The following is an 11,521-nucleotide window of genomic DNA, read 5'->3' as shown; positions in this document are numbered from 1 at the left end:
TTTTTGCAGGCTCCATGTGGCTCATTTTCGCTCCGTCGGAGAAAGAAGAGGAGAAACAGACCAAGGGCTTCAACACGGAAGTGCCCGACCCGATGGCAGCCGAACTGATTGGTGATAAGAAGAAAGCCTATGAGAAGGAGATGATGGAACAGAAGGAGCAGGAACGAAGTCGTGCCATGCAAAGCCTTAGTTCCATGTTCGGGGAAATGACAGCAGGAGAGACTTCACAGGGAGCGGGCGAAGCGTCCGCTTGGGAGTCTGACCCCTCGAATGAGAGTGAGGGATACACGTCCCGACATTCTGCCCCGCAAGATGGCTTTCACGCTTCGGCATCCGCCTATCAGGACATCAACCGCACGCTCGGCAGTTTCTATGAAGCACCGAGGGAAGACCTCGAAAAGGAGGAGCTGCGTGCTCGATTGGCAGAGTTGGAAAACCGTATGAATAGCGAACAGCAGTCGCCTGCCATAACCGTAAACGACCAGATGGCATTGCTCGAAAAGTCCTATCAGTTGGCGGCAAAGTATATGCCGTCGGGTGCTGGACAACCATCTTCCAATATGGCGTTGGTGTCGGATGGGGAGACGGCTTCCGAAAGGAAAGCGGTCGCAACCACCCGAAACGGGAAGGCGGTAGCTTTTCCCGTTGCCCCTGTGAGCGAACAAGTGGTGTCGGCTCTGGCGCAGCCGATGAGCGACTCGACTTTCCGCTCCGAATATGTCAAGGAGAGAAATTTCCTATTTCAAACTGCTATCGGGACAGCCTCACAGACGGATAGAAACACCATATCAGCCTGTGTGCATAACAACCAGACGGTTATGGATGGTCAGACGGTGCGTTTCCGTCTCTTGGAACCGATGCAGGTCTCCGGCAGGGAAATACCACGCAATACCCTTGTCGTGGGAACGACAAAGGTACAGGGCGAACGGCTTGCCGTTGTCATTTCTTCACTGGAATATCAGGGCAATATCATTCCCGTAGAGCTGACAGTGTACGATATGGACGGGCAGGAAGGGATATTCATTCCCGGCTCGATGGAGCGCAGTGCCGCCAAGGAGATTGCCGCTAACATGGGGACATCCGTGGGCAGCAGCATGAACATCTCCACCGATGCAGGTGCACAGCTTGCCGCCGACTTGGGCAAGGGGCTGATACAGGGAACCTCGCAGTATTTCGCCAAGAAAATGCGCACCGTCAAGGTGCATCTCAAAGCCGGATACAAGGTATTGCTCTACCAACCTGAAAACAAGTAATTCACAGTTATTATTCACCACTTTAATCCAATGTAAAAATGAAAAGAACAGTTTTAGCCATCGCCCTGATGCTGGGCGCAGTCTGTGCCAACGCACAGGAGACAACCTCAACGGGAGACCTCTATCAGGGTCTGACCCGAAAGATTGCCTTTGAGCGGATGATACCGCCCCACGGATTGGAAATCACCTATGACAAGACGGTGCACATCATCTTCCCATCTGCCGTGCGCTATGTCGATTTGGGTTCGCCCAATCTCATTGCGGGGAAGGCGGACGGAGCGGAAAACGTCATCCGTGTGAAAGCGACGGTCAAGAACTTCCACGAGGAGACGAACATGAGTGTCATCACCGAAGACGGAGCATTCTACACCTTCAATGTCAAGTATGCCAACGAGCCACTGTTACTCAATGTGGAAATGGCGGACTCTATCCACGACGGGGCGAGCGTAAACCGACCGAACAACGCAATGGAGGTTTATCTCAAGGAACTCGGCAGCGAGAGTCCGATGCTGGTAAGGCTTATCATGAAGTCCATTCACAAGGAGGACAGGCGGACTGTGAAGCACATCGGCAGCAAGTCCTTCGGTATTCAGTACCTGCTCAAAGGGTTGTACTCGCACAACGGACTGCTGTACTTCCATACGGAACTGCGCAACAAGTCCAACGTGCCGTTCGACATCGACTTCATCACGTTCAAAATTGTGGACAAGAACGTAGCCAAGCAGACCGCCATGCAGGAGCAGGTACTGCTTCCGCTGCGTGCCTACAACTATGTTACTTGCGTGGCGGGGCAGAAGAGCGGTCGCACGGTATTCACGCTTCAAAAGTTCACCATCCCCGACGATAAGCAGCTCATTGTGGAGATGCACGAGAAGAACGGCGGAAGACACCAGTCTTTCGTTGTGGAGAACGAAGACCTTGTGCGTGCAAGGGAGATTGACGAACTCAAAGTGAAGTGATATGAGAAAGCTCGCATTTTTCCTGTTTGTCGTGATGCTTGCCCTCCTTGCAGGGCAGGCACACGCCCAACGATGTCTGCCCAAGATGAAGGGCATACGCCTGACCACAGGCATGGCGGACGGCTTTTATACCAAGCCTGCCAGCAACAACACAGGCTATACGTTCGGGGCTTCGCTTGCCACCTATACCAAAGGCGGACATCAATGGGTGCTCGGGGTGGAGTATCTCCGCAGATACCACCCTTATCGAGATAGCCGTATCCCTATGGAGCAGTTCACAGGCGAGGGAGGCTTCTTCTTTGGTGTGCTTTCCGACGGGAGCAAGACCTTTTTCCTCTCCGCAGGCGTTTCCGCCTTGGCGGGATATGAGACGGTCAATGGAGGGAAGAAGCTGCTATTCGATGGCTCTACGCTCCATAACAAAGATGGCTTTATCTATGGTGGAGCAATCACCCTACAGGCGGAGACCTATCTGAGTGACCGCCTTGTACTGTTGCTCTATGGCAGGGAGCGTTGCCTGTGGGGAGGCTCTACGGGGCGTTTTCATGCCCAGTACGGTGTCGGACTGAAAATCATGCTGGACTGATGGACATGCGACAGATGAGAGAGATACCCATTGCGGACTTCCTGAACGCAATGGGTATTCATCCGACCAAACAGAAAGGAAACGCTTTATGGTATTCCGCTCCGTACCGCACGGAACGGACACCCTCTTTCAAGGTCGATATCGCCAAGAATGTTTGGTTCGATTTCGGGACGGGCAAAGGTGGCGACATCTTCGACTTGGCAGGAGAGTTTATCGGAAGCAGTGATTTTCTCCTACGGGCGGCATTCATCGCACGGAACGGAGCTTGTCCGCTTCCCGTTATGGAGCAATCGCTAAGGGAAAAAGAAAGAGATCCCTCCTTTGAGGATATTGAGAGGCGTCCCTTATTGAATGGCAGACTGTTGGGCTATCTGGAAGAACGGGGTATCGATGCCCACGTTGCCATCCCCAACTGCGAGGAGGTGAGGTATCGTGTACGGGGCAAGCGGTACTATGCCATCGGCTTTCGTAACGAGGCAGGAGGAATGGAATTGCGTAATTGCTTTTTCAAGGGTTGCATACCGCCCAAAGACATTTCACTGAAGCGTAACGGCTCGAACGTGTGTGCCGTCTTTGAGGGTTTTATGGATTACCTCTCCGCCATGCAACTCGGCATAATCGCTTCGGACTGGCTTGTCCTTAATTCCGTTTCCAACATGGAGAAGGCACTGAAAGTACTGGGCGGTTATCACAGGATAGAATGCTACCTCGATAATGATAATGCGGGACGAAGAACATTGGAAAGGCTGAGGGCAGATTTCGGAGAGAAGGTTATTGACCGTTCCTCTCTGTATGCCGACCACAAAGATTTGAATGATTACCTGCTCTATCAAAGGCAGGAGTGAGTGTATAACAATAAAATGTAAGGAACAATGAAAAAGAAAATATTGAATACGATTTTGGTAATAGGAGTGCTTGCTCTTGCAGGATTTTGTTTATCTGCTTGTGATAATGAGTTGGATATTCAGCAGGCGTACCCGTTCACTGTCGAGACGATGCCCGTTCAGAAGCACATCGTCAAGGGACAGACGGCGGAGATACGCTGTACATTGAAAAGGGAGGGCAACTTTGCCGACACCCGCTACACCATAAGGTACTTTCAGCCCGATGGAAAGGGACAGTTGAAGATGGACGATGGTACGGTCTTCAAGCCCAATGACCGTTATCCGCTCAACAAGGAGGAGTTCAGGCTCTACTACACATCCGCTTCCACCGACCAGCAGACGATAGACGTGTATGTGGAGGATAATTTCGAACAGACAGCAAGGCTCTCGTTTGAATTCAAAAGCCCAAAAGACGAGGAAAAGGAGAAACCGAATGAAATGAATAGGGTGAATATGGAATCGTAAACACAGAAACGCCCGAGATGAAGTAACTCATCTCGGGCGTTCAAGAAGTCTGCAAATGTATTCTGGAAATTGCCCAAGCGCATCGTTTGCTATTTGGAGGAGATTTAATCTCATACCTTGCAAGACTATCAAGGTAAGGGACTATTCCCTACACCCATATTGCAGGGAAAATCCTCTACAGACTCTCCAACATCAACCGACGACTGCAATAGAGCTATTATTCACACAAAGTCGTTTTTTGTGAATCTACTCCTTTAAGAACGCTTCAATTACTGTAACGAGCGTATCAACCAAGAGATTCCGGCCTTTCTTGGTATGGAATTCGAGTCCACAAAATGTTGATCTTTCTTCTCTTAATGTCAGATAATAAAGTCCTGCAACCAAAACCGCTAGTAGAGCATTAGGATTCACCTTTTCTTCAGAAATAGGTGCTGTAATCGAATCCAATAGTTGGGATAACGTTACTTCCCTCTTTCTTGCACTTTGGCGAGTTGTTTTTGAGTTTACCAAGAGTTCCCATTTCATAATCTCCTGCATCTCTTTGTTATGATGTAAAGCTTTCTCAAACTGTGTCGCCAATAATCTGAAATACTCCAGAGAATTAGAAAAACAGGATGTCTCTGACGGAACAGCCAAAGCATCGTTTATGAAGTAATCAAATTGCTGAGTATAGTAACGTATCATACCGGACTCATCTTTGAAGCGACGAGCTAAAACACTCATTTCAGTTCTTGCTCTCTTAGAAACCTCCTTAAAATTTACGCCAGAGACTCCTTGTTCCAAAACAATACTTGAGATACTCCGAAGAATATCTTGATCCAATTCCCTTTGGGTTCTTCTTGCCATATATACTTAGTTTGTTATTAAACATCTACACAAAAGCTATTTCATAGTTTCTATACAATATAGTTATTTTAAGCCCTCCGAACATGATAGTCCCCCAACTCATGATATTTGTGATGAGTTGAGAGACCATCATAATAATGATAGAAGAATAAAAATATCACAACATGATATAAAAACTTCAGAAATTTTGGTGTTATCTATTATACCTACAGTCGAAAAGCTATCCCAATTGCGATTTCAGGTATTGAAGCAGGACTCAAAAGGGAGTAGTAGGCCATGCCCCATGATGTGTCAGAAATCTTACTGCCATGTCTGTTTCCGAAAGGAACTACAAACTTTAATCCCAAATCTACGAATAGGGCGATTTTATTGGTTTTACAGAGAGAGGTTATCCCCCCGACACCAATCCCCGCTCCGGCATAGTAGGGATGACTGTCTATTGGAGTTTCCTTGAAATAATATCCACCAACAAGTTTCCCCCGTGCATAGAATCCTTTTCCGATTTTCCCTTTAAAGTAATATTTGAATATTGGAGCTATCGCCAAATTTGAGGGAACAAACCAAAAGTGCCCAGTCAATTCTCCTCCAGCAGAGATTCTGTTTGATATGGCCATTTCCGCTCCAATGTTTGCTCCAACAAAAAATGATTGAGGCTTTACTGTAATAAAAATAGGAGAGTCTTTGTTGGTGGATTTTTGCCCCCATAATTATGGGGGCAAAAACCTAAAAAAAGAGTCACGAGGCAAATGAAAACAGATTTCATAACATCTCAATCTTAGTTTATTTTTTTCTTTTCCATATCATGGTATTTGTATTTGAAGAATTTGGCTCTTTTAAATACAAAAACTGCTTGTCCTCAGAGAATTTATATTCGAGTTTTCTAGTTCTTTCAGAGACTTTGCCTTTTTTATCTCCAAGGGTTAATATATATATAATGCCACCCTTTGTGTAATAATACTCTTTACGGATGCGTGAATTTTCCGCAAAATTTAAGTGTATTAACTCTCCTGTAGTTCCTTTATACTCATCCAAGTTCTCCGTTTCCTTGTTTGTCTCTGGATCTATATATATCCAAATGCCTGTTAAATTATTATCCCTTTGTTGGGATAAATAATAATCCTGCTCAGAGATTTTGGAAGAACATGAGCATAAGAACATAACGCTGGTTATCAGGCATCCTAAGATGCCTGATAACTTAATGAAAAACTTATAAAACATTGTGTCTAACATATGTGCAATCATCTGTATATAAACCACTCGGAGTAACTAATGGTGAGTACCAACTCGAGACATTGATGCCGTAAGCTTTTTTCGCACACCACCATACCAAAGTTGTACAAGTAAATCTTTTTGGAGCAGCCCATTTCGCTGTCGCAAATTCATACCCCTTTACGTACCCATGCCCTCGATACTTTGCAGCCCAATCCGCCAAAGCTCCTGGGTTTGAGACTGGAGTAGTAACTCGATATAATCCACTTCGGAAGCCTCTCCACTTCCAAACCCACTTGACCTTCTGAATACCCATAACATAATGAGGGGTATCCCAGTCCGCAACTCTTAAATCTTGGACACCTCCTTCTTTATAGGATTCTATCGTTGCATTAGCAGCATAAGGGTTGGTTGAGTATGTTACATTTGTGTTAATAATACCAGCATGTCCAATTTTAAATTTTACATTTTTACCAACATTTATGAAAGTCCATGGGTGCCCGTGATCAGGTATTGCCAAAGCGAAGTCCCCTCTTCGAGCAGAGCGTCTCCATGCCTCTTTTACTCGTTGCACAGGAATGGTCGGATAATTAAAAGAGACACTTCCAAACATTTGAGGAGTATTAGGGGATAACTCCTGCTCAATTTCCTCTGATAACTCTCGAAAGAAATCTGCACTTTCTTGAACCTCTACTATGTCTTCCACACTTCTAAGGGTTGATCGGTTTACCCCTATTTGTAGTTTTGTCAATCCTCTTCTTTCGATTACTCTTAATGTGGCGTTATTTTCCTTCTTCAAAATATCCTTTAAGGTTGGAACAGCTTCAATCTTAGAAGATATAGACTTTGCCTCTTCTGTTAGAAGCAAGTCAACAAAAACTTCTTTTTGTTCTTGAGGTAGATTGTAAAAATCAACAGGTCGTCCAGTCGACTCGTCAATGATGTCCAAATACTTCAACCTTAAACTCATTGGATTGTCTTTGAGGTTTGAAGAGTTATCCATTAAATTTTCGTAAGTGGCACTACTCAAAGGGGGATCAAAGGCGGCAGTCGCATATAAGATTGTTTTGGCATTGTTGCAATAATCCAAAGCGACCTCATTGATTGCGGTATTTGTTTCCGTCGCATTTCGAAGTGTTTCGTTGTTAGAGAGAACTTCGTAAGATGACTCAACCTTGTCCGCAGAGGGAGGTGACAAGGGTTCCTCTTTAGAACATGATGTGATTCCCATGAGCAGCATACTCGAAAGTGCCACCGCCGCAAATTTTTTGAGGCTAAAAGTCTTTTTAGTCATAATGCTTTTTTTTAAGTTTATACGTCTTACATATTTTACGATTCATGATTCGCACTACAAATATAACACCAATATTTTGATATAAGCAAAATTTAATGATAAAAAAATATATCTCCCTTTTAATGAATTAGTTGCGATATTATATTTCTAAATCAATCATATTTAATATGCGTATGTTGTCAAATAAAAGTGCGCTACTAGGGATCCGAATTAGTTGGTGAATTGCGTGTAGCTTTAGAGAACAAAAAACAGAGATTATGGCAACAGAGACAAAGAAGGGTAAACGGGCTAAATCTACTAGCTCAGAGTCACTACTCAAGGATATTCGTCGTAACACGAAGCGCATCTTCAGCTCAGAGCAAAAGGAGACCGTTGCACGTCATTTTGCCTCTTTTCGGCTAGAAACTTTATATATATCTCTGATTATTAATATCTTTAGCATGTAATTAACTGTGTCGACATGGCAACTAAACCAACCGAACAAGCTCCGAGCTTCCTACAACAGGATGTCGAACGATCAATTGATCAAGCTATGCTCAAAGCAGGGTTGACCCATAAGAATGCTCCTAAATTGCTCTCAGACAACGGACCTTGTTATATTGCTAATGCTCTGAAAGAGCATCTTAGCACGAAGTTCAACATGAAGCATATTCATGGTAAGCCCTTGCATCCACAAACGCAGGGGAAGATCGAACGCTACCTCCGATCTATGAGGCGAGTTATCAAACTGCAGTAGTACTTCGCTCCCTCAGAACTCGAAGAAGCTATCGGTGAATGGGGTGAATACTACCATGAGTAACGCTATCATGAGTCGCTAGGCAGTCTAAGGCCGATAGATATATACCTCGGGAGGCAGGACCAGATCCTCAAAATAAGGAAACAGCTGAAAAGAGACTCACTAAAGCAACGATATCAAGCAAACAAATTAAATCAAGAAAGCGACATTTAACTAAATTTGTTGCAGTGCACTTTTGTTTGACAACATACACCTATTATCTTCTGGGGATGATGGAATCGTAGTTCTCTTTGAGAGGTCTGTTCGTCCTGGAGGGTCGATAGAGTATTTTCCCTGTGATTTGAGCATAGCGAAGAAAGCCTGTTGAGAGCTGATGTGCTTAATGATAAAGTTATCTCTTCCTTTGATCCGCACGACCTAAAGCTCATGCGGATACCTACGGATAGAGGAACAGAATATTGTTGAAAACAAGACAAGAAGCATCATGAGGCTCAATTATACCTAACAATAGAAAGACATAAACCATTCTGAAATTAAGGATAAAAGTACTCAGATAAACAAGGCTACCGCATCAAAATGCAAGCAATTGATTATCAACATTATTTTTGATTGAATTATCCCTATTTTGACGCAAAATATTAATATCAGATTAAGTTTTGACTATTACGTATAAACAATGGCTTTTTGTTACTTTTGAGCCGTCTCAACTCACTGTCAAAAGTAACGAGGTATTTTTCATTGGGGTTTCTTTGCTCCTTTCTTTATCCGCCCGAAGCTCACGAAAGAAAGGAGCGGTCGGCAAATCTGCCGACCGCTTTACTCCGTCAGTTTTTCTTGAACAGTTATCCGTCCCGTCCTTACATCGGGGTGAGTGGAGAAAGCCCAATTGATTTCCTCATCGGGCAGGGTGCTGTGAATATTCCCTCCCATTACCAATCCGCAATTCTGAATGACCTTTTGCCGTGCGTCCTCCCTGCTTTCGGCAACCACTTCAAACACTCCCTCGAAACTGTACTGCGTTCGTACTCTATAAACTTTCTTATTCATATACTCAGAACTCGACCTTTAATAATCTGTGTTCCATTGNCGTACTCTATAAACTTTCTTATTCATATACTCAGAACTCGACCTTTAATAATCTGTGTTCCATTGGCTTGCCATTCGATAGTTTGCGGTGGGTAAGCCCAAAATGGTGTGCGCCATAGCCGTATGCAAAGAACTTATCAAGTTCTGTTTCTTCGGCAATCTTCTTGATGGCTACTCTTAGTCCCTCCTCGTTGGCGGAGAGAGTAATGGCATTGATTACCCTTATAAGAATATGGGGCATCTCGTCCGCCCAATTGCATACGATGCTTTCTATTTCTGCTTTCATATTCTGTGATGTTTGGGTGATTGTTGCTTATGCTGTCGCTCTCATTCTCTGCCTTATCAGTTTGCGGTTGGCATTGACAAGATTGATAATTTGGTCGTGGTATTCCGTATTTTGATTGCATAGTNCTTATGCTGTCGCTCTCATTCTCTGCCTTATCAGTTTGCGGTTGGCATTGACAAGATTGATAATTTGGTCGTGGTATTCCGTATTTTGATTGCATAGTCCACGACTTTGCACCACTTTGAACGTATCCAAATTGACCTCAATCGTTTCTATCCGTCTGCCCTCAATGGTAGCCGAAAGGATAAGCGAGTTCTCTTTGAGATAGTAGGCATTGTCGAATACGCAATGGTGCATTGCCACTCCCTCATCCAAAAATTCCCGCACGCTCTCCAAAACGTGGACTCGGATTGTGCCGTCCGTGAATGAGATACCGAAGAACTTGGATTTGAGTTCGTGGAAACGCTTCTCGTCCTCTATTGCTTTTTTGCATCTCTTCTCCTTTTCTTCCTTTTCTCGTTGCCTGCGAAGTTCATTTTGTCTTAGGTCGTGTTCCCTATGCAGGTCAGTAGGGCAAACATACTTCGGGCTGTGTATGTCCTTGCCCAATCTTCGGAGCATATCCACGTAGTCGCACCATATCGAAATGTCCTCTATATTATAGCCGTTGCGAGTGGCGACTTTATAGGACTGCCAACAAGCATCAAATGTCCGTGAATTGTTAAGAAAGTATTTCAGATGTTCGGTTCTGCCTGCTTTCATCAATGTTTCCCCACGGCTGTCGGACAACAGGGCAGGAATGAGAACGGTTGGTTCGATGTCGTGAAAATCGTCTCTAAAACCATTTCTGTGGAGTGCTTCCGTTACCTTGAACTTCGGATATATCGGGGAGTATGATATATGGCGGTAGGCTTCGTTGTCGTTGCGGATTGCCATAGGCGAGCAATAAGAAAAGGTGTCGATGTATCTGCCCAATACTCTCTGAACGGCAATAATCGTCTTTCGTCCTTGTGCGTTCCACCAATACTGACCGATTTCAAAGATGTATGATGATGCCTTGCAACCTTTCTCCATTTCCACAGAAAGAAGAAACATTCTTAGTACTTGGTACTCCCCACAAGTGGTAAGTATCGTAAAGTATTGCTTCTGTCTTATCTTGCGTTCAAAGGTTTCCTTGACCTGCAACCTTGCCCTACAATAAGGGCAGGTGCAAGTGTATTTCGACTTTTCCATTGTCCAACTATGACCGCAATCCATACACGTTGTACGACCTTTGGAAAGTCGATAGGCAAAGTGGTCTATACACCCTCTAAATGCCCACTTACATTGTGTCTTGGTTATCGGGCGTAAGTTCTGACTCTCGGCAAGTACTGCTTTCTCAAACTTGTTTCTTGGTTTCATATTCGTTCGCTGTTTAGTATTAAAATTCGAATAAGGAGGGTTGGAGTTGCTCCTCCGCCTGCTTCTCCGCTTTCGGTTTCTTAGTGGTAAGTTTGCGGTATTCCTCTGCTTGGTATCGCTCGATAGCCTTTTTCCGTGCTTCCGCTTTCTCCTCTTCTGTGAGTTCGATAGTATGGTTTACCACGACTTGGCAGTTGATGGACGTGCCTACCTTGATGTTATCTTCATCGTAATAATGCACGGCAAGGGAATATACCTCCTCATCAGACAGACCTGCACACCCCATTCTTTGGACTTCCGTCAAGATGTAGGTAATGCACTCGTCTATGTTCTTGTTCTCCTTGCGGAAATTCCCTGCAAAGAGTTCATCGTATGATGCTCTTGTTTCCAAATAGTTTTGGATAACGTCCTTGAAATGTTCTGTACCTTTCATTGTTTTTGTCTTTTTAATCAATTGAATAATGTTCCGTTGGATAGAAATTCGTAGTTGTTGGCTTCGCAACTCTCTGCAAAGGC

The 11,521-nt window shown here is 44.6% G+C and carries 14 protein-coding genes and 1 pseudogene; 7 read left to right on the top strand and 8 right to left on the bottom strand.

The genetic code is table 11. The annotated features are described in order from the left end of the window. The 6 genes and pseudogenes from traM to JT26_RS11065 form a co-directional block, all read left to right on the top strand. The coding region (gene traM, locus JT26_RS09800; RefSeq protein WP_036849365.1) for a conjugative transposon protein TraM at positions 1-1,253 on the top strand (1,253 nt) is incomplete at its 5' end. A gap of 38 nt (positions 1,254-1,291) precedes the next feature. Next, on the top strand, positions 1,292-2,212 hold the full coding sequence (gene traN, locus JT26_RS09795) for a conjugative transposon protein TraN (protein WP_025837621.1): 921 nt from the start codon (positions 1,292-1,294) through the stop codon (positions 2,210-2,212). A 1-nt stretch (position 2,213) separates the two neighbouring features. Continuing rightward, positions 2,214-2,798, top strand: coding sequence for a conjugal transfer protein TraO (locus JT26_RS09790; RefSeq protein WP_025837624.1), 585 nt, complete (start codon positions 2,214-2,216; stop codon positions 2,796-2,798). After that, entirely contained in the window at positions 2,798-3,643 is an 846-nt protein-coding gene (locus tag JT26_RS09785; RefSeq protein WP_025837626.1) for a toprim domain-containing protein, read from the top strand. Before JT26_RS09790 ends, JT26_RS09785 begins: the two co-directional genes overlap by 1 nt. 27 nt (positions 3,644-3,670) lie before the next feature. Next, complete coding sequence (locus tag JT26_RS09780) at positions 3,671-4,147, top strand: DUF3872 domain-containing protein (protein ID WP_036849359.1); 477 nt, start codon at positions 3,671-3,673, stop codon at positions 4,145-4,147. 29 nt (positions 4,148-4,176) lie between these two features. After that, positions 4,177-4,359: pseudogene (locus tag JT26_RS11065) on the top strand (DNA-binding protein). 34 nt (positions 4,360-4,393) lie between these two features. Here JT26_RS11065 and JT26_RS09775 read toward each other — a convergent pair. From JT26_RS09775 to JT26_RS09760, 4 genes are all read right to left on the bottom strand, one after another. Then, the gene (locus JT26_RS09775) at positions 4,394-4,993 is read right to left on the bottom strand and encodes a hypothetical protein (protein WP_036849357.1); all 600 of its coding nucleotides are present in this window, start codon (positions 4,991-4,993) and stop codon (positions 4,394-4,396) included. A gap of 206 nt (positions 4,994-5,199) precedes the next feature. Continuing rightward, positions 5,200-5,607, bottom strand: a complete 408-nt coding sequence (locus JT26_RS09770) for a hypothetical protein (RefSeq protein ID WP_036849355.1) — start codon at positions 5,605-5,607, stop codon at positions 5,200-5,202. Between the two features lie 166 nt (positions 5,608-5,773). After that, positions 5,774-6,235 (bottom strand): hypothetical protein, encoded by a 462-nt coding sequence (locus JT26_RS09765; protein WP_152564736.1) that lies wholly within the window; start codon positions 6,233-6,235, stop codon positions 5,774-5,776. Beyond that, a complete protein-coding gene (locus JT26_RS09760; RefSeq protein WP_036849351.1) occupies positions 6,201-7,496 on the bottom strand; it encodes a hypothetical protein in 1,296 nt (431 codons plus the stop codon). The genes JT26_RS09765 and JT26_RS09760 overlap by 35 nt, the downstream gene beginning before the upstream one ends. A gap of 460 nt (positions 7,497-7,956) precedes the next feature. Between JT26_RS09760 and JT26_RS10725 the strand changes: the two genes are divergently transcribed. Then, positions 7,957-8,232 (top strand): DDE-type integrase/transposase/recombinase, encoded by a 276-nt coding sequence (locus JT26_RS10725; RefSeq protein WP_052110512.1) that lies wholly within the window; start codon positions 7,957-7,959, stop codon positions 8,230-8,232. 816 nt (positions 8,233-9,048) lie between these two features. Here the strand turns inward: JT26_RS10725 and JT26_RS09745 are convergent. The 4 genes from JT26_RS09745 to JT26_RS09730 all read right to left on the bottom strand — a co-directional run bounded on the left by JT26_RS09745 (position 9,049) and on the right by JT26_RS09730 (position 11,438). Further along, the gene (locus tag JT26_RS09745; protein WP_036849347.1) at positions 9,049-9,279 is read right to left on the bottom strand and encodes a hypothetical protein; all 231 of its coding nucleotides are present in this window, start codon (positions 9,277-9,279) and stop codon (positions 9,049-9,051) included. Between the two features lie 70 nt (positions 9,280-9,349). Further along, entirely contained in the window at positions 9,350-9,604 is a 255-nt protein-coding gene (locus tag JT26_RS09740) for a hypothetical protein (protein ID WP_036849344.1), read from the bottom strand. Positions 9,605-9,730: 126 nt separating this feature from the next. Continuing rightward, positions 9,731-11,005, bottom strand: coding sequence for a PcfJ domain-containing protein (locus JT26_RS09735; protein ID WP_036849341.1), 1,275 nt, complete (start codon positions 11,003-11,005; stop codon positions 9,731-9,733). 19 nt (positions 11,006-11,024) lie between these two features. Continuing rightward, complete coding sequence (locus JT26_RS09730) at positions 11,025-11,438, bottom strand: PcfK-like family protein (protein ID WP_036849362.1); 414 nt, start codon at positions 11,436-11,438, stop codon at positions 11,025-11,027. Between the last annotated feature and the right edge of the window lie 83 nt (positions 11,439-11,521).

Origin of the sequence: Porphyromonas sp. COT-108 OH1349, assembly GCF_000768755.1 — a bacterium.
In the GTDB taxonomy this organism is placed as follows: Bacteria; Bacteroidota; Bacteroidia; order Bacteroidales; family Porphyromonadaceae; genus Porphyromonas_A; species Porphyromonas_A canoris.
Note: the sequence above shows the minus strand (reverse complement) of the source record. Positions and strands in the feature narration are given on the sequence as shown.